Below are 25,009 nucleotides of genomic sequence, written 5' to 3'. Positions count from 1 at the left end.
AGAACCTAATTTTTTTTCTGATTAATAGGTAAGCGTCAAATCCAACCCACCGTCAACGGCACCTTCACCATGAGAACGTAGAGGTAATCGAATTGAGGAGGTTGCCTCTATGTCAACGAAAGAACAACCCCGCCAACTATGGGCCGAGCGTATTGTCGAGTTTCGCGCCAGCGGAATGACGATGGCTGCTTGGTGCTCCGCTCCCTAATGCTCCATTGATCAGTTAAAATACTGGCTTAACAAAGCCAGTCGAACATTCTCACCCGTTATACCTTCCACCTCGCCGGTTTGGGCACCTCTTGCTGTCGTCGATGCTAGGTCTACCTCCGGCCCCTCTCTTGTCGTTCGTATCGGAAAGAACTTGAATAAAAAAAATTCTAACATCCCCATCTCAAGGGAATTTGTTCAGTCAATACAAAAACCTCATTTACTTATGATACGGTTCACCGTATCTATTTTAAGTGCGGTTTTTTTTATTTTATTTCGCTCTTTTTAGTCGTTCTTTCTTCAGGCTAAAAAAAATTAAACAATTAAATATGATTAATCTGTCTCCACGTACGGACCAATCCATCCACAATTGGTTCGATAACAAGCTTATCGGTATCATAGCTTAAATGGCTTAATGGATTCCAACTTGTTAGTATATTACCTACATTTACTTCCCTATCTTCGTTAACAGCGATATCATAATTTTCATCTACAGGCTTTAATGGAAAACCTAAAACATCATTTTTGTTGTAAAAGTTGATCCATTCACCTTGTAATCCAGGATAGTAGCTTTGGAGGTTTTTAGAAGGAATATTAATTGGACGGTTAAAATTAAAATAACGTAAACTCCATAGTGGGAGAGTTGTACCCATTGTATAAAATAAGGTTAACGTATCGCCTGTTTCCAAAGGAGAGGATTCGTTGATAATCGAAGTGACATCATCTTGTTTAAATTGTAAATCATAAAAGTAATTACTCGCCATTACAGAACCCAGACTATGTGAAATGATACATAAAGGTGCATCATCTCCAGCCTTTTCAGAAAGTAAGTTAAGACCTTCCCGTATTTTCTCATGTACTTTCTCATAATTTTGCCTTGCAGTCTCCACCGGTTGATAGGCAACGGCATCGCCTAAATAATTGATAAGGAAATTCCTTAGTCCTTGATAATTTAATTTATTGTCCAGAACCAATTTTTTAAACAGATTTTCCTTTCTGTCTTTAAAAACAGTTGCCCATAGGACCGGTTGGATGACTAGCTGGGAAGCAGGATCTTCAACTAGATGCTTCATTTTTTCAGTGAATTTTTTATGAATCTTGGCTATTGTTTCCTTAGCAAAACCCTCTGTTTGATTTCCCATTCCATGAATAATTGCTACAGCTTTTTTTTTTACATTGTCATCTTCCTCTATTATAAAATATGCTATTCGTTATATGACAATATATTCAAAATTGGTAGATTCGAAAGGACACTTTCACTACTCTTGTAAAATTTCCCCTCTGCCGAGCATAAAAGTACAGAGGAAGAGATGAGCTCTAAGTAACAAAAGGGAAATTATCCAAGGATGCACCATTAAAAAACACCCCCCAATTGCTAGTTGTGTCTAACAATCGGGAGCAGTTTTCTCTCGGAAACTATTTTTAAGACTGTATCCCTTTTTATTTGGCTTTTGTAAACTTGCCATACGATTCACTGTAACGTTGGATAGGGTAAAATAACTTCATTTTCCAAAATTCGCATTTAAAAATGATTTGTCACCAAATTCATTTTTACGTACTCAAAACCAGAGAACAAGAATATCTTAATACTGCAACTCAGAACACTCTAGAGGGGGATGCGAGGATGGAAAATGGCAAACATGGGGAGATTTCTTCCACATTAGGGGGCCCAAGTAATGGACGGCTTGGTCTGGCTGCCTTAGGCGCAATAACAGGCGGTTCACTTTTGGCCATCAGTAACATTTGGCAAGGGTACCTTGAGGTGACACCCGGAAATGACGGAATTCCGCAAGATGTTACTCATTATGTCTATTACCTTAATGATACCATGCTGTTTGTGGCAATGTGTGGTTTACTACTTGGTCTGCATGGACTCAATAATCGAGTTACAGTTACAAAAGCAGGTTTTATGTGGCGAACAGGGGTCTTTCTTTCAGGACTCGGACAGGGGATTTTTGCAATTGTGGCATTAGCTTTTATTTTACACGGCTTCTTTGACTTTAAATCTTTCATGGATTTGGTCCATTTAGTCGCCGGTATTAGCATTATAGTAATGTATCTTGGCGCACTTCCACTTGGCCTAGTGCTACACCGCCGGAAAGAACTTCCTCAAACCGCAGCTATTTTGTTCCTTCTAACTGTACCCATGGTTGCCGTCTCCTTGATTTTTATATACAGCATAAATGCCCTTGTTAGTGGATTATTATCCGGAGGATTGTATGGGTTAGCTTGGATCATAACAGGGTTCTATTTAAAGAAATAATGTAAGCGAATAGGAATTTGGGTAACTTTTACGGACATTCTATTATTCAATATTACAGGGGGCAATTCTTACTTTTGTACAGAATCGCCCCCTTTTCATATTCGGTTAACTATCAAAAAACCGCCTCTATTTATGGTACGGTTCACCTCGATTTATCCTAAAAGCCCGATGAACCTGCTCCACCAAAACCAACAGTGACATGCACTGTTCTTCACAGCTATTGATGCTATATTATTAATGGTAATCAATCCAAACAAAAAAAAGTAAGCTAAACAAGATACGTTATCAATGAAATATCTCATCTAGCTTAGTTTTTAAATGAGAACGTAGAAAAAGCACAGTCAAAAACTGTGCTAGTTTCTCCAATATTTAATTCAAAAATTAAAACTTTTACCATCATGCATTCTTTAAAATTCCATACACAAATTACTCATTGCTCCAAATTCATAAGTTTGATTGATAACTTTTGGAGTCTTCCTTTCGTCTCCGCTCCCAATTGCAATAAAGAGGGGAACAAAGTGCTCAGGTCTCGGTACGGCTAAACGTGCATGGGGAGCTAATTGAAGATAATGATCCAAGGCGTTTAGATCCCTTTTTTGGACCATTTCAATGACCCAATTATCAAATTCAACTGCTTCTTTAGTCGGTTCGGTTGCGTCAGGGAAAAACCATTGAAAATTGTGGACCGTTGTACCGCTTCCAATAACCAAAATATCTTCCTCTCCTATCCCTTGTAACGCCTTCCCAATGTTATATTGTTCTTTAGGAGATAAGAAAGGATGAACAGATAATTGTATTACTGGGATGTCTGCGTCTGGATACATGTGGCGAAGTGCTACCCATGAACCGTGGTCCAATCCGCGTCTTTCTTCCCTTTGGGTTTTGATTCCTGCATTCTTAAACCGTTTCTCAAGAATTTGGGCGACTTTAGTAGAACCCTTGACCGGATATTTGATTTGATACATTACATCGGGAAAACCGTAATAGTCATAGACAGTATCAAGAATATCATCTGTATAGGTTAATGAGACAATCTCACTTTCCCAGTGAGCACTAAATATGGCAATGGCTTTTGGTTTATATTGTTTTCCTAATTCAGATAAAAAATGGGAATATTCATTTTGTTGAACAGCTAAATATGGGGAGCCATGACCGATAAATAATGAAGGCATCATCTTTTTTACTCCTTCTACCAACGTCCAATTGCCACAAATATGGCTAACGCTAATAAAATAAGATTCATCCCAATAGCCTTATTTTCATTCCTTTTAATATGAAATCCGGCCGCAAGAATCATAACGACTCCAAGTGCTAAAGCTGCAATCGGTGTCAATACAGGTACGATTCCAGTTGCATAAGGTACAATTAAACCAATAGCTCCAAGCAGCTCTGCTACCCCGATAAATATCACCAATCCTTTTGAAGAATCCTTTACCCAAGGCATGCTAGCTTTTGCTTTTTCATAAGTCAAAGCTTTCGTAGACCCTGCCATTAAAAACATTAGCCCTAATAAAACTTGAACAGCCCATAGTGCTATATTCATACAATAATCTCCTCTTTAATTGAATTTATTTTTCTCTGACCCCAAAACACGATAACGGCTAAAATAAGAAGAATAAACGGCATCATGGCAACTCCAAATCCTTGGCCTGCTTGTAAATGGGTAAAAACTGCTCCAGTCATAACCATTGCTAATAACCCACTAAAAATAAGAACTAAATTTTCCTTCCAATAACCAACGATTAATCCAATTCCTAAAACAACTTCGATTGCCCCTACTACATACATAAAACCTGTGCCATATCCATACACATTGTTAAATGCATCAACCTGCATGGGATCTGCCCTTAATTTTATATAACCAAATAATAAGAATCCGATAGCTAATAAGCCTTGTATAATACGAACTGTCAACTTCATTGTAACAATCCCCCCTTGTTTCAATTTAACTTCTAAGGTTAGAATAATACCTAAGGGAAATTACTGGAAGTAGTTACATTAATGTGCCATAGTATACAAAAAGATACCTTAGAAGGAGGAAGCTAAATGGCTGACGAATGTAAAGGAAATGGAGCTGGAACGATTGAAACAGCTCTTGATATTCTTGTTGGAAAATGGAAGCCTGTTATTCTTTTTCATTTAATTCAAAACGGAACACTGCGCTTTAGTGAACTTCAACGCTTAATTCCAGATGTAACGAAAAAAATGCTTACTACTCAACTAAGGGAATTGGAATATCATGATATTCTAAACCGTAAGATTTATGCACAAATTCCTCCAAAAGTTGAATATTCAATAACCGAATATGGAAAAGGACTAATACCTCTAATGGTGTCAATGCATGAATGGGGATTAGGACATATAGCACATTTAAATGAACTTTATGGGGAAGAAGAACAGGCGTAACAAAAATAAAAAATAATTTCCACCTGTACAATCATTAAAAAGCAGTGTGATTTCGATTGCGAAATCCACTGCTATGTAAATGGGATAAAATTTAATACCTAGGCTCGTTCACTCGGACAAGCACCTTTTTTTAGAGACACAGGTGTATCATACAGACCGGCTTGTCCATTTGGACATATTTTGGTAGTAATTTACGAAGAAAGGATGTGTAATCATGGGACTAAGATGTTCGTGTGGGGTGCGTACAAACCCTGATGCAGCAACAGAAAATCTTGACATGTTTTTCTTTGAAGATCGTTCTACTAGGCCTGGATCAATAACTCTTTCTGTTAATGCCTGTGCAGATAGACTAGAATCAACTACCTTCACCGCAACATTTTTCGACCAAAGCAATGGAGGCGATGATAGGAGTTTTACGTTTTCTGCAACCCCAGCAAGTACTGAATCCGTTAGTTGCGGTTTTTTGGATGCCGATGTATGTATAGTAGACATAAAAGGTGAGGGACTTGTAACTGGTGAAACAACTCCAAGAGAATTTGAGGTTTCTTTTACAACTGGCCCACCTTCTTCTAGTGATACTTTGTTTAATCTTAGTATCGCTGATTTTGCTTCCGGCCCCGTTCTGGGAGCTGCAGATCTCCAACCAGACTTGACCTTCTTCGGCTGCGAGAGAAATTAAAGAATAAGCAAAGGATCATCTTATCCAAGATATTTTTTCAATTGATGAGGTTTTAGGGATAATTGAGTAAGGTAAGCTAGACATGAAATAACACCATGTAATAATATCTTGTCTAGCTTTTTTATTGAATTTCTAAAAAAATCCGTCAGCATTTTTTATTGTACGTCCCTGTGTTAATCCGTCGCTGCTGATCCTTTACCGTAAATTTGCCACCGAGACTGAATACCTTTTGTTTTATATAAAGTGGTTTCACACTATGCCTCCTTTGAATTAGCATCAACTTAAAAAAACTCAATCATTTTTCATAAAGTTCTGCCTCTCCAAGTAATTCAGCACTGTCTGCGAAAACTCAATATGAGATTCTTGCGTATATTTGGCAATGGTATAGACTTGAGCTAGATTCTTTAATCCCAATCGTTCTGTCATTTCTTTTAGCCTAGGAATGTCCATGTAGCGTTTCCATCCCTTTTCATTTCTTTCTTTGTAGATTTCTAGAATTTCCTCATCTGAATAATCACGATACTGGTCATAGTGAACAATTCCATGCCTTGGCAATCGATCACGCGGGGCAGGGTTTTCTGCGGGATATCCTAATGAATAACCAACAACTGGTACGACATTGGGCGGTAAGTTTAGCAGTTCACCAATTTGATCACAATTTGCAAGCGTTGAACCCATATAACAAATGCCCAGCCCAGCATTCTCTGCTGCTAAAGCACAGTTTTGTGCTACTAAACTAGCATCAATTGCCCCAATCATAAAGCTCATGAAATTATCAAAATGGACGGGTGCATCATTGAGCGAAAGCCATTTTCTCATTCTATTAAAATCAGCACAAAAGGTTAATAGTATAGGTGCATCAACAACCATTGATTGTTCCATATGTGCAGTGTAAAGTTTCTGCTTAAGCTCTTTGTCTTTTGTGACGATAATCGAATAAGTTTGCATATTGCCACTTGATGAAGCACGAATGCCAGCATCTATTATTTGCTCTAACAGTTCTTGACTTACTTCCCTATCTTCATATTCCCGTATGGATCTATGACCGAATATAACATCATTTAATTCCAAAGCAATCACTCCTTATTTATCTCTATATAAGAGTTTGAAGAATCATTTGCATATATAAAGTTCAATCTATTCATTCGGTTAATACCGTAAGATAGGCATCTTTTCTCCTACTCTTGATATAGAGATATGAATAGACTTTAACTACTATTATAACAGATATTCGAAATTATCTGAGAAATGGTAAATGCAGATTGTATTTGGTAGTGTTATATAAAGTGGTCTTGAAAATGCCACACCTCGAATAATGTCGAAAAGTCCGAATAAATTCTGGTGTACACCAGACACTTTTTAAAGATACAGAAGTTAACAATCATGCATTAATGAGTGAAGTTCAAGTTTAAGAAAACCAAAAGGAGACCGTCTAAACAACATGGACGGTCTTCTCTATTTTAAGTTAGCCTCTTTAGCACTTCTTATCTAGAGTTACTTTCACCTATGCTTTTCTGGTAAAGAACCTTCTTCTAACTATCTAATTTACTCAAATCTTCTAAAGATAATTGACCAACAACTTCATAACCATTACCTTCCCCTTTAGGCTTTATAATAACTGTCCCCATATTAGGTATTAGACCTAAACCTACCCCTTCTGGGAAACTGTGAGCAACAATAACCTTATTTCTTCCCTCTTCCGGAACTGTTTCCAAAACAGTCTTAAAATTATTTAAAATTCTTTGTCTATTACTACTAGGTAGATTTCCACCCAACCTATATATCTCAAACCAAAAAGGATTAACTTGAACATTGCCACTTCCAAATGCTAACTGTGCTGTTTCTATTGTCCTGCAAAAAGGACTTGCGGAAACAGGGTATTTAATTGGTATTTGTAAGTATCGAAGAATTTCTCCATAATAAATAGCCTGCCTACGTCCCTTTTCAGAAAGATTTCTTTGGGTTAAACAGTCTTGAAAGTTTAAATAGGGTAAATCTCTTCCAATGGTCGCTTCCCCATGCCTTACATAGAAAATATATCCACCTTTTCTAAAGGAATTAAGTAACGATCCATTCAAAGCAATCTTCTCCTTTCATGTAAACATTCTGGTTTTCTGCTAATGTATGTATTTTATTTAACATGGGTAATTTAATCAGTTAAAAAAAACAAACAGGAATAATTAATACCTTTTCCCGTTTGTTTTTATCATAGAATTATTTTAAATAATTAACTGATTGTCATAGCAATCAAATGAATGGAAGTAAATTATCTTAGTCTGGAAGAAGAATGAGTAAACCCAAAAATAATACTAAACACACTGTTGCAAAGCCAAGTGTAGTTGGAAAACTAACTCTTCCACCAGATTCATTTTATTAAAAAGCCAGTCTTGATAAAGTTTCTTTATTTATTTGAATTTCCATTCTCTGCTTTACCATTATTTGTGATAAGGTTCACCTCGTTATATCTAAATGAGATAATAAGTGGAAATGACCCTACCTAACTTACTAACCAAGCGATTTGCAAATCTATTTTCCAAACCTTTTGCGATATCCGCATTTTCTACATAGTTCCTCCACTGCCACTCTTCGTGAAAAACCATCTACAAGGTTTTTTGCTCTATCCATCTCGATAATATCAGAAAATGAATGATCATTAATATTTCCAAGATTGATCACTCCCTCACCATCTAGACAACAAGGAATAACCGTTCCGTTTGCTAAAATACCTGCTTGATTTCGCAGGCCATAGCAGAAGCCCTTCCCATCATCTTCTTCTTCATGTAACGCAGGCCACTGAAACTCGTAATCTTGATTGATGAAGATACGTTCCGCAATTTTCACGCCGCTTCCTGGTTCGACCTTCTCTTCAATTTTGTAGTCTAAATCAAATTCTTTCTCAATTATCTCTAATAACTCTCTGTTTCGTTTTCTTTCCATATTCGTTGTATTGTCTTGTGTAAGGTTCCATAACCTCAGGGAAACTATCATTTCTGATTGGCTTGTTGCTTCTTTAATAAAAGAAAGGATACTTCTCACATACCCTTCCTTATCTTTAGAACCAATATGGCCATCAAAGCTATGGAGTGAAAAATTCATTTGTCTTAACGCAGGTTTATTTAATAATTTTTCCCTCTTTTTATTAATTAATGTTCCATTGGTTGTGATATTGACTTTAAATCCTTTTTCATGACTTAAGTCTAACAATTCGTCTATTTTAGGATGGAGCAGTGGCTCACCTTTAACATGTAAATAAATGTAATCTGTGTGTGGTTTAATTTGGTCTAGTCTCTTAGAAAAATCGTCCACAGAAATGAATTGCTTCTGTCGTTCTGTTGGCGGACAAAAGCTGCATGCAAGATTACATACACTTGTAATCTCTAAGTAAAACTTTTTAAATTTTTTCACCATCAATTCCTCACTTTTTTTGACTACTTAGAGCAGGATGACTATTATTCTATCACTATTACAGCATATTTTTCATTATTGGATAATTGCTTATTTAAGGAAACTACCGTTACCGATTTTTAGCTTTAAAAAACGCACTTGTCTTTTACCTATTATTGATCCTACTACTATCTGCACAGGATCTCCTTCACTTGTACTTTTTATATATAAATAAAAAACCATCAGAGAATTATCTCCAATGGTCTTCACATCCAGCGAACGATTAGGTAAATAACATACAAATGGAAAAGTAACCCATATTATTGTTCCACTTTTTCTGATTTTACGGTTAAATCTCCTGCCAATGGCGTCTCAATGATTTCCTTAACTTTAGCTAAAGAATCAGCCTGCCCAAGCGCCCACATTAATTTGGCAACGATTGCTTCCGTGTTCATATCTCCGGAAAAAATAACTTGATGCTGTGCTACCTTGCGTCCCACTTCATACAAGAGCAAGTCCTCCCCTTCTTCCAGGCATTGGGTCGTAATGACTACAGCAATTCCTTTATCCGTTAGCTCCTCGACTTTCGCAAGCAGGTTTCTTCCTTCAAAAGGAAGCCCGCCGTTTCCGAAACTTTCAATAATAATTCCTTTATATAAGTCTTTTAAGCAATCAAAAATCTCAGGCTTAGCGCCAGGATATAATTTCATTAGAAAGACGTCCGTACATAAATTCGCATTGAATACAACCTTATTTTCACTGGGTGCGGGTTTCCAGTGATAGTTCACATCACTTTTATTTATAGAAGCAACATATGGATGATTGATACTTTCAAACGCATCATAGCTTTTTGTCCGCATTTTAACCGCACGAGTTCCTATAATGACTCTGCCATCAAAAACGATAAACACGCCGCCAACATCCTCGCAGGCGAATCGTAAGGCGTCTGCTATATTTTTCTTGGCATCGGTTTTTTTAAAACTAATTGGAACTTGAGATCCGGTTAGCACAACTGGTTTGTTCAGACCCTGAAGCATATAAGATAGTGCTGATGATGTATAGGCTAACGTATCAGTTCCGTGTGTTATGACAAATCCATCGTATTCATCATAATTTTTATAAACTGATTCAGCAATTTTCACCCAACGCTCAGGCTGCAAATTTGTACTGTCTATATTCATTAAAATTTTTCCATCGATTTTTATGTTATCGAATGTTTCTGGAAGGAAATGCAGCAAATCTTCAACGGATAATTCCGGAGCAAGCCCCTCTTTTCCTTCCACACATGCAATGGTTCCACCGGTAGCAAGCATTAATATTTTCTTCATAAGCAACATCTCCAAAGTGGTCTTAAAGGTGTATTTATGAACCGTTGTATGGTTCTAAAAATAATTGCTTTTACTTAAAAATATGAACGGCTTATGTAACAGCCGCTCGCACAATGAATTACTTTAGCTTTGGTGGTTGGAGATCTGCTGGGATTGGTGCTGAATAGGTTTGACCCCCAAGCCGTTTCTTATGCTCAGCCTTGGCCGCAGCAAGTATATCAGGGGATTGCATGATCTCAAGTGCCGTTGCTGCCATAATTTCTCCGGCTTGGAGCATGGCCTTTTGTGCATAGGAAACTGAACCTTGTGATACAACCTGCCAAGTATGCGGCGCGGTTCCAATCGCCCATGTCGCTGTATTACATTGCATGGTTGGGACAATCCAGCTGACATCTCCTACATCAGTCGAAGCAGCCATAAGCTCTTCAGTTTTAGACAGAGGCGGGATAACCGTAGCAATCGGTGACGCAAGAAGTTTTTCCTTTGTTTCAAAATCAAACTGCATCACATTTTGTTGAATATCCTTATCACCTAAAGTCTGCTGAATTTCCCGTGCAAAATCCATTTCATCCTGTGTATACGCCGGCAGTCCAATTTCCTGTATTTTCTCATACATGACATTAGCCATAGTTGAGTTTGGAATGACTTCTGAATAGCCTCCTTCCAATTTATAGCTCATGCTTACACTAACCATTAACGCAGCGCCTTTTGCAACATCAATGACTCGTTCAAAAATCTCATCAAGCTGCGCCCGTTTTGGTGCACGAATGGAGTACACAACATCAGCATGAGCTTGTACAACGTTTGGTGCATCGCCGCCTGCATTGGTAATGGCGTAATGGATACGTGCTTCAGGGATAATATGCTCGCGCAAAAAGTTAACACCAACATTCATTAATTCAACAGCATCTAACGCGCTTCGTCCAAGATGAGGCGCAGCTGCTGCATGAGCACTTCGACCTTCAAAGGAGAATTTAACTGTATAAGTTGCAAGAAAGGACATATTTAAAGGGGCAGCGTAATTGCCAGGATGCCAGCTAAGAGCGAAGTCTACATCGTTAAATAATCCTTCTCGTACCATAAAAACTTTGCCTCCGCCGCTTTCCTCTGCTGGACATCCATAATAACGAACCGTTCCACTCAATTTGTACTGCTGTAAATATTCTTTTATGGCCACGACAGCTGCAAGTGATCCTGTGCCTAATAAATTATGACCGCATCCATGGCCATGCCCGCCTTCGACAATCGGAGCGTTCTTTAAAGTCCCCTTTTTTTGGCTTAACCCTTCTAGTGCATCGAACTCACCTAAAATGGCAACAATCGGGTGTCCTGAACCGTATGAGGCAACAAAACCTGTATCAAGCCCGGCAACAGGAGATTGAACTTCGAACCCTTCCTTCATTAAGGCATCTTTCATGGCATTAGAGGATTGCTTCTCCTCGAAGCGAATTTCAGGATGTGCCCAAATAAAATCACTGACCTCAATAAATTGTTGTTTTTTATCATTAATCGCATTTTTAACAAATTGAGAAAATGACATTGAAGTTGAAGTTGTCATATGAAAACCTCCTTATTAAGATACGCTTGATAATGGTTTCTCTTGCTCAGGCTGCTCTGTTGTACGGAATGTGCAGATTGCAATCAAGCAGACAATAGCAAAACCAATCAGCATCCAAAATGCCATGTCAAAGCTTCCTGATGCATCAACAATAAAGCCGATTATTGTAGGTGCAAAAAAGCCAGCTAGCTGTCCTCCTACATTTACAAATCCCATTGCAGATCCTGCCACTGAAGTTGGTGTATTTTTAAGAAGGAAGGCGTTTAGTAGAATAATGACGACAGCAATAAAAAAAGTGACGATTGTTTGGAAAATAATAAAGCTTGTAATAGATGTCGCTGTAAACATAAAGTACATTAAAACAGCGATGAGAACTGTACCGATAATACCAGGCATCTTTTCTTTTCCCTTTGGAATTATATCCATCATAACGCCACCCAGTAACATTCCTATAAGCATAGCAACACCTGGAATGGTTTGAGCCCAGCCAATCGATACTAAGTCTAGTCCGCGCACTTTTGACAAATAGCTAGGGATCCAGCTTGTAAGCCCCCACTGAATCGTATAAATGGCAAAGAAGGAGACAAAAATACTCCAAAGCAATGGCATTTTTAATACTGTCTTTAAGGGACTTTTACCTTGTTGTACTTGCACACTGGATGAATCTTGACTTGTTGTTGCATGTGGTATTTTTAAGAAAAAGAGATAGAGTGCTACAATTAGGGCACCGATAAAGGCAACGCCTATAAATAGCGGCCGCCATCCAATAGAGGTCAATAAATAGGCTGAAATAACGGGTGTTAATATCGCCATAACACCACCGCTTGACAATAATATGGACTGTGCACGTCCACGTTCTTTACGTGGGAAGGCTTCTGAAATCGCTTTCGTAGAAGCGGGCATAAAGCCTCCTTCACCTAAGCCAAATAGGAAACGTATGGCTAAAAGCATAAATAAAGAATTGGCAACCCCTGTTAACCCTGTAAATAGTGAAAGTAACAGAACCGAAATGGTAACTATTTTACGTGAGCCAAATTTATCTGCCAACAAGCCTCCTGGTATTTGCATAATGGCATACCCTAAGAAAAATGTGCTCAATACAATTCCTGTATGTGTTGCATTAAGAGATAAATCTTTAGAAATATCAACAATCGCATAGTTAATAACAAAACGATCGAAATTACCTAAGGCCCATCCAAAAAATAAAAGTGCTAAGATTACGGACTTGTTCTTCATCCAATCCCTCCAATATTTCGAATATTTAATTTAGTATAAAAGATATAAATGTAGAAGAAGCTCCATAGTTTATAAAAAAACTATGGAGCTTCTTCTATATCAATTAAGATAATTATCATATAAATAGCATGCTAGTTGTATTCTTAATAAATGCTCGCGATTATCAAATGAAAGGTTTAAAATTTTTTCCATTTTATCTAGTCGCTGATAAAGCGTATTAATATGAATAAATAATTGATCTGCTGTTTTCTTTGGAGAGGCATTACATGCAACATATGCCCTTAGCGTATTTGCCAAATCGTTTCTTTCCTGACGAAGAGGATCAAATATTTCATTCACAAAGCCCTCCATATATTCCTTTGATTGTGTCAAAAATAATGTATTGATTCCAAGACTATCATAAGAAATCACACGAGTATTTTGATTACGAGCCCCATAATCACATGCCTTTTGTGCTTCATCTGTTAGTTTTTTTATATACGCCAAATCCTGTTGACCAGTGCTAATACCAGCGTATAGAGGTACATGGGAAAATGTCGAAAAGTTGTTAATCAGGATGGATATTTCCTTTTTAATCGTTTTATAATCCACCTGATCATGATATGGTACAAAAATGGTAATTTGATTGTTTGTCCCGAATAAAAATATTCCATAATCCTTTAGCTGCTTTTCGATAGCAACAATGAGCTTATGAAGCTCCAACTCAGAAGAAATAGAATGTTTAGCCTGGATGATCCTGACAACGATCATACAGAAGGATTGATTAAAATGATAGTCTATTTTTTGATTTAATAGCTGGATGGCCTCCGTGCTTGGAACAGAAGAAATACGATGAAAGAGTTCTTGATTATGTTCCAAATAGCGATCCATCAACGACTGTTTCTTCAGAATCTCGTTGGAAATCATCATTGCACATTGTTCAAGCACCATACGATCTGTCTCGGAAATCTCCTGCTTTGAATCGACAACTAGGACTGCTACAATTAAATGATCAAGGATAATTGGTTGTGCGTAAAAAGCTTCCCCTTCCATTTCAACATAATTTCCTTCTGGACAAACTTGAAATTTCTTTAACAGCCCATCGAGAAATGCAGCTGCCCTTTTATTAGGATGGGTCTGAATTTCCTCCTTATATATGAAATCATAATAGATCAGAGTCATTTGAAGGATGGACTGAATTTCTTTTACAATGGCTGGAATACCTTTGTTCGATAAAGAAAGGGAAATTAACGTATCGTGAATCTGATTGCGAATGGATAAATAATTTTCGCGTTCCTGGAGTTGATAGTATATACGTGCATTAAAAATGGCCAGTGCCATTTGCGAGGCAAAGTGCTCCATTGTTTTCACATCTAACTCGGAAAAGGACCATTGATTTTTTTGCTGGTGGAGTAAAATAACACCAACCGTTTTTTCAGACAACTTAATCGGTACAGCAATGAGTCCACTAGACTGGTTAAGTTTTTTTTCCGGTGCCAGCAATGCTAAGTTTTTTTCAGAAACATCATGGAAGTATGTATCGATTTCTGCACGGTTCGTAAATAACTTCGATTTTCCTTCAGCAAAGATCTTTCCCACAATGGCTTCACCAATTTGAAATTTAGCATGACGAATCTCTTTATTCAAACCGACTGTTGCGATATTTTCGAGTATCTTGGTTTGCTCATTATAGAGCGTTAAAATGCCTGTGGAAGCTGCCGGAATAGCATCAACTGCATTTTGTAGAATATTCTCAAGCAACGACTCCACTTGCACATTTGTCACAATGGCTTGTAGCCCTTCTTGAAGTTTTTGAATTTCATTTTCTTTATAATAAATACTCTTTTGGATAAATATAATTTCAAATAAATCCTGAAAATAGGCAAGTTCCTCTTCCGCTAGAGATCTATTCACTTCAAACAATACTGTCAATGTATCGGCATAGTAAAATGAATAGCGTTTACCTTGTATTTCCTCCTGAACAATCCACTCAATGGACGGCTGCCACTCTTCCTTGAAACCAAGTGAAAACAATGAAATCTGAAACTTCTTTAGCGTCCTACGAAAAAATAGTTGTAAATCCATCATCATCACCCCCCATTTTTAAAGTGTAAGTTTTCTAATATATTCAAGTAGAATCTCATCAAATTGTAGAATATCTCTTAACTTGTACGAAAAAAATCAAGATCCCATAAGGATCTTGCACAATGTCAGAGAACAGGATCTATTATTTAGTCTATCCCTTTTATTATATAATGGATGATTTTTATAATTAAAGTCATTTTGAATTAAAAAACCTCATTTACTTATGATACGGTTCACCGAAACAAAAAACTGCACCTCCAACTGTTAGATGTGTGTGTCTAACAATTGGGGTGCAGTTTAGCCCTCTATCTGTTTTTTTCAATCCCTATATTCTGGTATCGCACCACTTTGTTTATTTTAAAAGGCTCGAATCAAAAATTAACTCGCTAACAAGGTTGGTAACTCACTCCAGCTAATTTCTGTTCGATGTTCAATGATGTATTGAAGCATAAACATGATTTCGCTTTTATCCATTTCCCCTAAATGCTTATTTGGAAGCTTGCTAATATGCAAGTAAATTTTTTCTAAAGATTGATAAGCTTCATCTTCTTTATCTTTTTCAAAAGTTTTGATTGCATTTTCCAACTGAGCAATAAGCGATGTTTTAATTCCATTATTCCCATCTGCTTGTTTCACTAAAGAAATCGTATTTTCGATTGATGCAGATGTAATGAATACCTCAAGAGTTTTCGTCTCTGAAACATTATGCACTTTATCGATCGCACGGTATTGAATAGAGTTTTTACCTTCTTTATTGATCGTTAACCCCTCATCATAACGTTGCCAAGTGACACCGTTATCTAAGCTATACTCAATATGCGAAACCCCGATACCTGCATCTGTTGCTGCCAAGGATACTTTGACTTCATGAAGATACGATCCATCTCTAAAGTCAGCCCCATGTAATACTGCATCCGCCAGTTCGGGTGCCTTGAAGTCTTCCGAGATTCTTCCTTCCGCTACATAATGGACTGGTCTATTAAAGCTTTTCACGAAATTTACAGTGGCTTGTAAATCTTCAGGTCCTTGAACTGGGTCATTGCCATATTGGCGAATTTTATATTTATCAGTCCCATGTTCATACATATAATTGTTGACAGTAAGCGTATAGGTCCCATTATTATCAATTGGTGATCCATCAGGAAGATAGATATTTACTACTTTCCTTGTCGCACTATCCCACGTATATGAGAATCCACCAATAGAGACATCCGGTCCATAGGATGAAAACTGAGCATTCAATATAGGTTCCAATGCTGATCCTGGAATGGTGACCGTAACCAGTGTGTTATTAAATGGCTGGATATTGAAAAGATTCTCCCAAGTCATTTCGCCTTGGGCCAAAACGTCACGGATTCCCCCGCCGTTCATTAAGGCAAAATCAGACTTCATTTCATAATTCATTCCGTCTGCAATCAAGTTTCCAAGAGCATTGTCACCAATGATGCCTTTGATAGGGTATCCGCCATTCATTGGAGTAGCAGCAAAACCCACTACTTCATTCAATTTTGGTCCAACCATTTCTTTATATTTGGCTAAAATTGCACTAACCTCTGGATCAGGAGTTACACCTTCTTGAATAACATCAACGATTTCCGCATGTTTTTCAACAATGTCACCTGTAACACGATCAATTTTCAAATCAATATCCGCAAAGGACTTTCCATATTCCCAAGCTTGGACAATAAGTTTGTTGTCTACAATCGCATTAAGTTTCACATGGTTATGAGCAGCAATAATGACATCTACCTCGTCATCTACGTTCTTCGCTAAATTTGCAATTTGACCAGTGGCCGTTTCATCGCTTTGATTTCCAGGAACGTGAGCTAAAACGACAATTGCCTTAATTCCTTGTGCTTTTAGCTCCTCCGTATATTTATTAACAGCTGCTGCTTCGTCCGTGAAACGAATATCCTTAATACCAGAGGCCATCACCATATTAGGTGTTTCAACCGTAGCTACACCAATAAATCCAATTTTTACACCATCTACTTCTTTAATGGCGTAAGGATCTAATATGAGCTTTCCAGTATCTTTGTATTCCACATTAGCGGCAACAACCGGAAAGTTCATCCCTGTATATCCTTTTGTGCCGTTTGGATGGTCACCGCCATATACCATCCGAAGGAATTCTTGTGTACCTTTATCGAATTCGTGGTTACCTACAGTTCCTACATCAAATCCGATAGCTTCCATGATTTCAACTGTAGGCTCATCTCGAAGTAAGGCTGAAACCGGAGAACTGCCGCCAATCATATCTCCAGAATGGATAATTAGTGTGTTATTTGGATTGGTAGCTTTATAGGCTTTTAAATAAGTGGCCAAATAATCAGCTCGTCCATAATTTACATTATTTATAGTTCCTGTAACATCAATCTTGCCATGTAAATCGTTCACAGAAAGTAATTTAACCGACATTGTATCTTCTGCATGCGCACGAATGGCGAGACTTGAGAAGATTGGTAGAACTAGTAGAGCAATAACTAGTAAATTAATAAATCTTTTACAAAATAGTTTTCTCATAATTTTACTCCTCCTAATATGACCCCATAATAATCTGGTTATTTATATAGAAGGTTAATTCCATGTTAATTTCATGTAAATCCACGGAAAATAATCATTTTTTCCTAGTGCCATGATTTACGATTAGTCTCATAGTCCCATTTCAGATTCAATCAAAAGAGATGACACAGTTCCATGCCTCAGCAAGACATACACCAGTAACTAACCAAACATATCCTATTCCAATGACGTTAACTTCCTCATCTATCATACCCTTTACAGTAGTTTTATAGATTAGCTACCTTCCTGTGCCTATTTCGTGCAATCACCTCATCATATTGAAACAATAAATCAGAGAAGATCGCATCCCATGATCGACCTAATGCAAACTTGATTCCCCCCTCTTCCATTAAATGATATAAATGGCGAGTAACCCAAAAGCTGTTCCTACAATGGCACCAGCAAGTACATCTGAGGGATAATGTAAGCCTAAAAAAACTCGCGATATTCCCACGCAACATGCAAGTGGATAAAGAAAAAATCCAAGTATTGGTAAATGATAGATTAAAGGAGTAATTATTGAGAAAATAGCTGTCGTATGGCCTGATGGGAAGGAATGGTCCATCAGCGGATTTTCGCCCACTCGAGCATTGGTTAAAGATAGATATGGACGTGTTCGAGGGTATATTTTTTTCATGAAAACCACGAAGAGATGACTTATCAGAAGAGAGATGGCACTTTCAAAGCCCCATTTTTTAGTTGGAAAATCAAGGTATAAAATGAGGAAGATGGTAAGACTAATGGTTGCCGTTGCTCCACCGAAATGAGTGATTTGACGGAAGAATAAATTTAGGCCTTTTTGGTCGAAACGATTGTTAATAAGTGAAAAGACATTACATTCAAATTGATGTAAATGATGAACCCATTTCGTTATCATTTGTTATCCCCCCTCCTATGAATTACTTTGATTGTACCCGAGGGATGTAAGGGAAATATGAACGGAGTATAAATTTAGTGTTGATCATTTTTAACAAATAGCTTAATTTTCACAAAAATCTTAATAAGAAATTAATGAAAAACAAAAAAAGGCATCTCAATCCAAGAGAAAAGGACGAGATGCCGTTCTTTCAGTTGTGACACGCACTCCGAATAACCCGAACATCTCCGAGCCAATTCCTGTCTCAGTTCGCACTTTTGATGCTTTTTGCTTGCTGCCAATACTCTTGCAGAACATCGTTGACAATCGTTTCGGCTGCATGAGGCATATGAATCTTTCCTAATGATGATTTCATTTGTTGTAATTTCACTTTGTCTAAAGTTAGCTTGTGAATTCCTTTAACCAAATGTTCCAACTTGTCAAATGAGACCGCTGCACTGTTTTTTTGAAAAAACATAGCATTTTCGTTTTCTTGACCTGGTGTTGCTGGTAATAAAACGATTGGGACGTTTTTTACCATCGCCTCTGTTAACGTTATTCCCCCAGGTTTTGTTACTACACATGTTGCTAGCTGCAGCAATTCAGCCATTTCAGAAACATAGCCAAACACGTGAATTTGCTTTTCTCGTTGATCATTATTTTGCAACTGTTCATACAGTTTTTTATTTTTTCCGCAAACAATTAGGATCTGAGTTTTTTTGTCTCTTATTAAATTCTCACAAATATATTTGATTTCTTTTGATACTCCATGGGCCCCTGCAATCAATAAGATTGTTTTTAAATTGGGGGTGATTTGATATTTTTTAAAAAGATAAGGAAGGGAATATGTTTGTTGAAATTGATCCAGTACAGGTATCCCTGAAACAACAATTTTTCCTTCGTTCATTTCATTTTCTATGAGCTGTAATTTTAACTGTGGAGTCGCTACATAATATTTATCAATTCTAGGATGAATCCATGAATAATGAAGACAATAATCTGTGACAACGTTGTATGTGGGGATCGTCTTTTTTGTCTTTAATAGAAAATATGGAACCGTTTGAATAGGGAATGTATTAATTATGGCATCAGGTTGCTCCTCCGTAATGATTTTACTTAATTCCGAATAACCATATGGAAAATGAGGAGATAATTTTCGTTTAGAAATTTTTTGACTGCCATAATAAAATAAGCGATATAGTTGCCCGCCCCCCTTTGTGTAGCTTTTCAAATATAGTTTTTTCGTAAACTCATGTAAACGTGGATTTGTATCTTGATAGATATCCCTAATAACAACTTCAGCGGTTTTTTTAAGAGTAAATTGTTCTTCGAGTGCTCGAGCTACTTGTACGTGTCCATTGCCATAACTTGTTGTCAAAATTAATACTTTTGGCTTTTTCATTATGCGGAACTCACTCCTCTATCACCGAAACTGGAAATCATTAAATACCACTATCATTTTACCAAGAGTTTATTAGGTTTCTGTTAAGATAAAGTTAAGATGACTGAATGTCTTTTAAATTGATGTATGGGCTAAAATTTGTTTAAAAACTTCATTTGAACGTTCTTCCGTAATTAAATGGCCCGTTTTTTCATATGTAATGAGCTTTGCGTTAGGCAAGTCATTTGCTAATTGATGACCAATATGAACTGGAACGACTTGATCCTCTTCTCCCCAAAGTAATAATGTTGGGATCGTAATATTTTTTAATTCCTTACTTGGTAAATCACCTTCACGGTATCTTAATAATCTCATCAGGGATATGTAAAACCCATCTTCCTGCAACGGTTTTCCATATTCCTCAATATAGTCTTCCGTTATGAGAGATTGCTTATAAAATACGTTTTTCAAATGTTCCCGCACTTCCTTACTTTGGACTTTTCTTCTTATGTAGTAGTGAAAAAAAGGGAGATAGGTACATAAAATTAACGCTTTGTTTGCTCTTTTTAAATAGCCGGAACTCGATAATAACACCAAGTTCTTTATTTTTTCAGGAATGATTTTCGCTGTATATAATGCAATTTGGCCACCCATCGAGTGTCCTGCAATATCCACCTCTTTTAATTTAAAGTAATCGATACAATCGGCAACGATCTGGGCATAATTTTGAAAGGAATACACAAAGGAGGCCGATTTTTCACTGCGGCCAAATCCAGGTAAATCAATGGCGATGATTGAGAAATATTCTTTTAATAAAGGGATCAGAAGATTAAATGTATAAATAGAAGAAGCAAATCCATGAATTAAAAGAAGTGGAGGCTTTTCATCTAACCAGTATTCACAATAGATTTTCACATTACAAAGTTTGATATACGTTTGATTTAATTGCATCCTTCACATCTCCAACATTGTTTGAGATATTTTGTGCATATCACTGTTCCAACATGTATTAATGGTATGAGACTCTGGTCCCTTTAAATATACTTCACTTGCTTAAAAAGTTCCTTCATATCCAAAACCTCTTTCCCTGCGATTAAAATAAAATCTGTATGCATATAGGTTGTACCAAAAAGATCTTGAAGGTTAGAAAACTCCATATCATCTGCTTGCAATAATGTGTCATCCTCTAAATAAATATAAATGGAGAAATGGTTTTGTAATAAAGCAAAGAATTTGGCTTTACATAAAAATCACATTTATTAGGGCACAAAAAAGGATGCCTTCAATATCAAGGCATCCTTTTTTACTTTTGTTTTTAAATGATTGACCTGCTGCCATTTCTTCTTTCCTATTTGATTCTTCACTTTCCAAGTATACTTTATCAGGTTTAACAACGAATATACTAATTAAAATCGTAATCGTGAAGAAAGCCCTAATGACATATAACACCATGTCATAGAATTGTGTCTTTTCAAGAATAAGGTGTTAAAAAGTAAAACATTTATCGGTATTTGGCTTATGTTCTATATTAATATTACATGCGGATTAGCTTCGGAACAATTTATTCTAGACTTTTTTTGCAAATAGCACAAAAAATCTAAAATGAAGAAATCAATGTACCAGTAGTATCATTATTTATTGTACTAGATGGATATTGATAAACAGTCGGGTTTCGTTCACACAAGTTAACCCATGCATCTACACATTTAGGGTCAAAGTGAATGCCTTTTTGCTCAATTAAGTACTTTACGGCTTCGTTATGGGTCCATGCTTTTCGATAGGATCTTTCAGAAGTAAGAGCATCGTAAACATCCGCAACAGCTACTATCCTAGCTAAAAGCGCTATTTCTTCCCCTTGAAGCTTGTCAGGATAACCGCTGCCATCCCATTTTTCATGATGAGAACGTATGATACTGAGCTCTTCTTTCATAAAACCAAGGCCTCTACACATTTCGTAACCATTCACTGGATGCGTCTCTATAATTTCTCTTTCCTCACTAGATAATTTACCAGGCTTGTTGAGAATCGAATCTGGGATACTTATTTTCCCTACATCATGAACTAGTGCTCCTTGAGCTATTGCCCTTAATTGTTCTGGTTTTAACTTGAGTTCTTCTCCTAGTTTCAATGCATACATGGTTACTCTAAAAGTATGGCCCATTGTATATGTATCTTTTTTTTCTGTAGTAACTACTAGAGCTTTAACACTTGGCGAAGCACTATTTGTAATTCTTTCAAATGGATCGTTAGTAAATAATGCACGGATAGCACCTACAAAACTCCCCCTCACTACATACTGCTTAATTAATCCAATAAGCATAACAATCATTGATGCTAATAATAGAAAATGATACATCCACCAACTTAGCCTCCATATCTCTCCCAAAATCATGATAAGCTGGGATACAATAAACCAGCCTGCACTATAGACAATCGATATCTGGAGGGGGAACCGTGAAAATCTATAAGTTTGATAATATCGAGTAATAGTAATTATATTTAGCAGTAAGACGATAGCAGTAACAAACCAATTAAGAGGCTTTACATTTAATGGAATGAAATGCATTATGTTTGGAAAACTCATTGATACTATGCCAAAAATACTTAAGGCTAATATCCAACCTGGAACAAGCATACTTTGTCGCTGTGATAGTTTTTCAACAAGTTTATGATCAGAGGGTAAAGAAGATAACCATAACCATATAGTGGCTAATAACATACTTAACTGTGATGCAACACCTGGTAAATGTGTTTCAGGGAGCAAAAAGTGTGGTGTAGATAAACCATGTAAAGCAAACACAAGAGCTAGAGAAATGAAGGATAAAGCTAAAAAGCTAACCTTAATATTCCTTAGTCTTTTCCCAACAACCCCAACAGCTATAGCAAGTATGGTAGATAATATAGAAACTGCACTTACAATATAAAAGTGTCCTCTGGGCATTATAAATAAAGGATCATCCCAAAGCCCACCTCTTAAAAATCCAAATATGGCAAACGGTAGGGCAACTGCTACTAAAGGTCCAATAAAACTATAGTTTTTCAATTTATTTCCTCCAAGTTTTATATGAGTTTGTAGTACTTCTATACTATCATATTATACTAAATTTTTAGATAACTCGTATATTCTATCAACTTTATTAAAAACGGATAGACCTCCTTAGGGTTCTATATATGTAACTAATTAAACTTTTAACTGGCTCGTCCTTTTTATCGATCCCATTCGAGGATATATCAGAAAATGCCCAAATTGCCGAAAGCAAAGAATAAAAAAGCCAAGTATTAGGGTCAGTCCATCACTGCGTGAATACAGCAAGGACTGACCAAGGTGATGAAAGGCACCCTAGAAAACGTCAAACCATAATAGCGACTGATCACTTGGATCTCCATTATAATTTACAAAAATTTGCTCTCCTCTTTGAATATCTTTCCTGGCATAAAAGTCTAAAGTTTGGTTTTCAATATTGGTAATATACTTTGCGTTAGGAGTATAGGAGTGATTATATAAAGAACCATATCCTAAAGCGATGGCTTTATCTTCTCCCCAACGAAATACATAGTTTTGTAGCACACTTTTTCTCATTTGCTTCCATTCTTGGTCAGGAATAATAATTACCGGGGCTTTCTCCAGCAATTCCCCTTTCTTAATATAACGATCCGCAAATATCCCCCTGCCATACTTTCCTGCATTTTTTACTATAATTGGTCCCACTTTATGGCCTCCTATTTCAAATTCTTAAGCTGTTCTAGAAGATAACGATTCCGATTTGAAATAAATTGAAGGATCAGTTCTGGCTCACTTTCAAATAGATTGATAGATTTTCTGCTTTTATACCGATCTAAAGTTATATACGTTCGCAATTGGTTATACATATTTGTCACTTTCAGTTCCAATGCACTGATAGTAAATGACGTATTCAGAATTTCTTCAAGCATAAGGCGATATTGATCACGGAATTCCTTATGATCAAGCAGGCGTGCTGTAAGCGTATTATAGCCTCGGACGGGGACGTAATCGTATTCCATTATTTCTCCATCCCAGTCTCTCCCCCAGGTTGCATCATAATCCCAAGGAATCATTTCGAACAATCCCGTTTCGCTATTACGATACAAGGCATAATTATGAATGAAACCATCAAAGTTCTGTGTACAAACTGCCCCGCAAAGCCATATCAGATACTTTTTCACATCCAGGTACTTCGTTATTTCTTCACTGAAATTTTCCCGAGGAATCGTATTTATTTTGGCTATGAATGTTTCTAAGTCATGAATATCCTTTTCACTACCATCCTTCTGATCATATCCAGAGAAAAGGGAAGATTTTGGTCCATTTTCCGGCGTTAATAATGAAAAATTTGCGTGATAGGTAGTTGCATAAAAAATTGGCCCATTTGGAAGCTGTCTTTTTTGTAGAAAACATTGATCTACGGATTCAAGCTGCAAATAGATACCTTCAGGCTTTCCATTGAGCTCAAGGAAAACATGTCTAGAATTTGGAGCAAGACAGCCAATCGTTTGGAAAAAATCAAATGATAGTTTGTTGCGAATCAATGACGGATCACGATATTCTGCATTAAGATGAATTTCAATCCCGCTAAACTCTTGATTATATGTTTCAAAGTTAATTCGATACGATTTTTTAGGAAATGTCCGTACGTGATCTCCCCGATAGGCAATACCGCTTTCATACTCATTACCGTCTATCACCAGTTTGGAAGGTAACAGCCTTTCGTTCCATACATCGTTCATCAGTTTTTTATAATGCCGAGGCTTAATCATAATACCGATGACAGGTATATTTTGTGTCATTCAATCATTCCTCTATGATTTGATATTCCATCTTATGAGGGTAAGAAAATATTTGATCATAAAGGGATTAGAATTGGACAGGAATCTAGGACAACTTCAATAAAGTTTCATACAATACAGTACCTTACATTAAAGGAACTTTATTAGAAAGGAGGTTCTCTAATTGGAGAGAATCGATGTTTTAGATTTAATTAACCAAGCGGAATCTAATGGACTTGAGGATTTTTTAATGCAAAACCCTTTTGCTGCAGGAACTGGTGAAGGAACTGGCAAGAAAGG

25 protein-coding genes are annotated in these 25,009 nt (G+C 36.9%); 3 read left to right on the top strand and 22 right to left on the bottom strand.

Annotated elements, in window-relative coordinates; translation table 11 throughout:
• Nucleotides 1-530 precede the first annotated feature (530 nt).
• Nucleotides 531-1,349, bottom strand: coding sequence for a chemotaxis protein (locus V7127_RS03215; RefSeq protein WP_335483517.1), 819 nt, complete (start codon nt 1,347-1,349; stop codon nt 531-533).
• Nucleotides 1,350-1,831: 482 nt separating this feature from the next.
• Here V7127_RS03215 and V7127_RS03210 point away from each other — a divergent pair, with 482 nt between their 5' ends.
• Complete coding sequence (locus tag V7127_RS03210) at nt 1,832-2,470, top strand: hypothetical protein (RefSeq protein WP_335483515.1); 639 nt, start codon at nt 1,832-1,834, stop codon at nt 2,468-2,470.
• A 126-nt stretch (nt 2,471-2,596) separates the two neighbouring features.
• On the opposite strand, the gene V7127_RS03205 is transcribed toward V7127_RS03210, so the two are convergent.
• The 4 genes from V7127_RS03205 to V7127_RS03190 form a co-directional block, all read right to left on the bottom strand.
• The gene (locus V7127_RS03205) at nt 2,597-2,671 is read right to left on the bottom strand and encodes a 23S rRNA (pseudouridine(1915)-N(3))-methyltransferase RlmH (RefSeq protein ID WP_335483561.1); all 75 of its coding nucleotides are present in this window, start codon (nt 2,669-2,671) and stop codon (nt 2,597-2,599) included.
• Nucleotides 2,672-2,877: 206 nt separating this feature from the next.
• Nucleotides 2,878-3,645, bottom strand: coding sequence for a DODA-type extradiol aromatic ring-opening family dioxygenase (locus V7127_RS03200; protein WP_335483513.1), 768 nt, complete (start codon nt 3,643-3,645; stop codon nt 2,878-2,880).
• A 14-nt stretch (nt 3,646-3,659) separates the two neighbouring features.
• Nucleotides 3,660-4,013 carry a DoxX family protein gene (locus tag V7127_RS03195; protein WP_335345810.1) on the bottom strand — a complete coding sequence of 118 codons (354 nt, stop codon included), beginning with the start codon at nt 4,011-4,013 and terminating at the stop codon, nt 3,660-3,662.
• Nucleotides 4,010-4,390 (bottom strand): DoxX family protein, encoded by a 381-nt coding sequence (locus V7127_RS03190; protein WP_335345811.1) that lies wholly within the window; start codon nt 4,388-4,390, stop codon nt 4,010-4,012. The genes V7127_RS03195 and V7127_RS03190 overlap by 4 nt, the downstream gene beginning before the upstream one ends.
• 126 nt (nt 4,391-4,516) lie before the next feature.
• On the opposite strand from V7127_RS03190, the gene V7127_RS03185 reads away from it, so the two are divergent.
• Together V7127_RS03185 and V7127_RS03180 are read left to right on the top strand one after the other, a co-directional pair.
• A complete protein-coding gene (locus V7127_RS03185; RefSeq protein WP_335345812.1) occupies nt 4,517-4,876 on the top strand; it encodes a winged helix-turn-helix transcriptional regulator in 360 nt (119 codons plus the stop codon).
• Between the two features lie 214 nt (nt 4,877-5,090).
• Entirely contained in the window at nt 5,091-5,555 is a 465-nt protein-coding gene (locus V7127_RS03180) for a hypothetical protein (protein ID WP_335345813.1), read from the top strand.
• A gap of 291 nt (nt 5,556-5,846) precedes the next feature.
• Here V7127_RS03180 and V7127_RS03175 read toward each other — a convergent pair whose 3' ends face one another.
• From V7127_RS03175 to V7127_RS03095, 17 genes are all read right to left on the bottom strand, one after another.
• Nucleotides 5,847-6,635 carry a nitroreductase family protein gene (locus V7127_RS03175; protein ID WP_335483510.1) on the bottom strand — a complete coding sequence of 263 codons (789 nt, stop codon included), beginning with the start codon at nt 6,633-6,635 and terminating at the stop codon, nt 5,847-5,849.
• 452 nt (nt 6,636-7,087) lie between these two features.
• The gene (locus V7127_RS03170) at nt 7,088-7,633 is read right to left on the bottom strand and encodes a histidine phosphatase family protein (protein ID WP_335483508.1); all 546 of its coding nucleotides are present in this window, start codon (nt 7,631-7,633) and stop codon (nt 7,088-7,090) included.
• A gap of 448 nt (nt 7,634-8,081) precedes the next feature.
• Nucleotides 8,082-8,960, bottom strand: a complete 879-nt coding sequence (locus tag V7127_RS03165) for a radical SAM/SPASM domain-containing protein (RefSeq protein ID WP_335483559.1) — start codon at nt 8,958-8,960, stop codon at nt 8,082-8,084.
• Nucleotides 8,961-9,259: 299 nt separating this feature from the next.
• Complete coding sequence (locus tag V7127_RS03160) at nt 9,260-10,267, bottom strand: asparaginase (protein WP_335483506.1); 1,008 nt, start codon at nt 10,265-10,267, stop codon at nt 9,260-9,262.
• Nucleotides 10,268-10,385: 118 nt separating this feature from the next.
• Nucleotides 10,386-11,807, bottom strand: coding sequence for a M20 family metallopeptidase (locus V7127_RS03155; protein WP_335483557.1), 1,422 nt, complete (start codon nt 11,805-11,807; stop codon nt 10,386-10,388).
• Between the two features lie 33 nt (nt 11,808-11,840).
• Entirely contained in the window at nt 11,841-13,061 is a 1,221-nt protein-coding gene (locus tag V7127_RS03150) for an MFS transporter (protein WP_335483505.1), read from the bottom strand.
• A 99-nt stretch (nt 13,062-13,160) separates the two neighbouring features.
• Nucleotides 13,161-15,125, bottom strand: a complete 1,965-nt coding sequence (locus tag V7127_RS03145; protein ID WP_335483503.1) for a helix-turn-helix domain-containing protein — start codon at nt 15,123-15,125, stop codon at nt 13,161-13,163.
• Nucleotides 15,126-15,503: 378 nt separating this feature from the next.
• Nucleotides 15,504-17,648, bottom strand: a complete 2,145-nt coding sequence (locus V7127_RS03140; RefSeq protein ID WP_335483501.1) for a bifunctional metallophosphatase/5'-nucleotidase — start codon at nt 17,646-17,648, stop codon at nt 15,504-15,506.
• A 266-nt stretch (nt 17,649-17,914) separates the two neighbouring features.
• Nucleotides 17,915-18,037, bottom strand: coding sequence for a hypothetical protein (locus tag V7127_RS03135; RefSeq protein WP_335483500.1), 123 nt, complete (start codon nt 18,035-18,037; stop codon nt 17,915-17,917).
• Complete coding sequence (locus V7127_RS03130; RefSeq protein WP_335354109.1) at nt 18,037-18,564, bottom strand: phosphatase PAP2 family protein; 528 nt, start codon at nt 18,562-18,564, stop codon at nt 18,037-18,039. The genes V7127_RS03135 and V7127_RS03130 overlap by 1 nt, the downstream gene beginning before the upstream one ends.
• Before the next feature lie 244 nt (nt 18,565-18,808).
• The gene (locus V7127_RS03125; RefSeq protein WP_335483498.1) at nt 18,809-19,945 is read right to left on the bottom strand and encodes an MGDG synthase family glycosyltransferase; all 1,137 of its coding nucleotides are present in this window, start codon (nt 19,943-19,945) and stop codon (nt 18,809-18,811) included.
• A gap of 114 nt (nt 19,946-20,059) precedes the next feature.
• Nucleotides 20,060-20,875: an alpha/beta fold hydrolase gene (locus V7127_RS03120; protein WP_335483496.1), complete on the bottom strand. Its 816-nt coding sequence runs from the start codon at nt 20,873-20,875 to the stop codon at nt 20,060-20,062.
• An 83-nt stretch (nt 20,876-20,958) separates the two neighbouring features.
• A complete protein-coding gene (locus tag V7127_RS03115; protein WP_335483494.1) occupies nt 20,959-21,096 on the bottom strand; it encodes a hypothetical protein in 138 nt (45 codons plus the stop codon).
• Between the two features lie 67 nt (nt 21,097-21,163).
• The gene (locus V7127_RS03110; RefSeq protein ID WP_335483492.1) at nt 21,164-21,376 is read right to left on the bottom strand and encodes a hypothetical protein; all 213 of its coding nucleotides are present in this window, start codon (nt 21,374-21,376) and stop codon (nt 21,164-21,166) included.
• Nucleotides 21,377-21,521: 145 nt separating this feature from the next.
• Nucleotides 21,522-22,967 carry an HD-GYP domain-containing protein gene (locus V7127_RS03105; protein ID WP_335483490.1) on the bottom strand — a complete coding sequence of 482 codons (1,446 nt, stop codon included), beginning with the start codon at nt 22,965-22,967 and terminating at the stop codon, nt 21,522-21,524.
• 297 nt (nt 22,968-23,264) lie between these two features.
• Nucleotides 23,265-23,633 carry an SET domain-containing protein gene (locus V7127_RS03100; protein ID WP_335347159.1) on the bottom strand — a complete coding sequence of 123 codons (369 nt, stop codon included), beginning with the start codon at nt 23,631-23,633 and terminating at the stop codon, nt 23,265-23,267.
• Between the two features lie 11 nt (nt 23,634-23,644).
• Nucleotides 23,645-24,730 (bottom strand): CotH kinase family protein, encoded by a 1,086-nt coding sequence (locus V7127_RS03095; protein ID WP_335483488.1) that lies wholly within the window; start codon nt 24,728-24,730, stop codon nt 23,645-23,647.
• Between the last annotated feature and the right edge of the window lie 279 nt (nt 24,731-25,009).

The sequence above is a fragment of the Bacillus sp. JJ1773 genome (assembly GCF_036962035.1).
Classification (GTDB): Bacteria; Bacillota; Bacilli; order Bacillales; family Cytobacillaceae; genus Cytobacillus.
This window is presented reverse-complemented; position numbering and strand designations above follow the sequence as displayed.

Coding starts and splice junctions, on each gene's coding strand:
- V7127_RS03215 (WP_335483517.1), bottom strand. CDS start 1,349: ATGGGAAATCAAACAGAGGGTTTTGCTAAGGAAACAATAGCCAAGATT.
- V7127_RS03210 (WP_335483515.1), top strand. CDS start 1,832: ATGGAAAATGGCAAACATGGGGAGATTTCTTCCACATTAGGGGGCCCA.
- V7127_RS03200 (WP_335483513.1), bottom strand. CDS start 3,645: ATGATGCCTTCATTATTTATCGGTCATGGCTCCCCATATTTAGCTGTT.
- V7127_RS03195 (WP_335345810.1), bottom strand. CDS start 4,013: ATGAATATAGCACTATGGGCTGTTCAAGTTTTATTAGGGCTAATGTTT.
- V7127_RS03190 (WP_335345811.1), bottom strand. CDS start 4,390: ATGAAGTTGACAGTTCGTATTATACAAGGCTTATTAGCTATCGGATTC.
- V7127_RS03185 (WP_335345812.1), top strand. CDS start 4,517: ATGGCTGACGAATGTAAAGGAAATGGAGCTGGAACGATTGAAACAGCT.
- V7127_RS03180 (WP_335345813.1), top strand. CDS start 5,091: ATGGGACTAAGATGTTCGTGTGGGGTGCGTACAAACCCTGATGCAGCA.
- V7127_RS03160 (WP_335483506.1), bottom strand. CDS start 10,267: ATGAAGAAAATATTAATGCTTGCTACCGGTGGAACCATTGCATGTGTG.
- V7127_RS03155 (WP_335483557.1), bottom strand. CDS start 11,807: ATGTCATTTTCTCAATTTGTTAAAAATGCGATTAATGATAAAAAACAA.
- V7127_RS03150 (WP_335483505.1), bottom strand. CDS start 13,061: ATGAAGAACAAGTCCGTAATCTTAGCACTTTTATTTTTTGGATGGGCC.
- V7127_RS03145 (WP_335483503.1), bottom strand. CDS start 15,125: ATGGATTTACAACTATTTTTTCGTAGGACGCTAAAGAAGTTTCAGATT.
- V7127_RS03140 (WP_335483501.1), bottom strand. CDS start 17,648: ATGAGAAAACTATTTTGTAAAAGATTTATTAATTTACTAGTTATTGCT.
- V7127_RS03135 (WP_335483500.1), bottom strand. CDS start 18,037: ATGGAAGAGGGGGGAATCAAGTTTGCATTAGGTCGATCATGGGATGCG.
- V7127_RS03130 (WP_335354109.1), bottom strand. CDS start 18,564: ATGATAACGAAATGGGTTCATCATTTACATCAATTTGAATGTAATGTC.
- V7127_RS03125 (WP_335483498.1), bottom strand. CDS start 19,945: ATGAAAAAGCCAAAAGTATTAATTTTGACAACAAGTTATGGCAATGGA.
- V7127_RS03120 (WP_335483496.1), bottom strand. CDS start 20,875: ATGCAATTAAATCAAACGTATATCAAACTTTGTAATGTGAAAATCTAT.
- V7127_RS03110 (WP_335483492.1), bottom strand. CDS start 21,376: ATGGTGTTATATGTCATTAGGGCTTTCTTCACGATTACGATTTTAATT.
- V7127_RS03095 (WP_335483488.1), bottom strand. CDS start 24,730: ATGACACAAAATATACCTGTCATCGGTATTATGATTAAGCCTCGGCAT.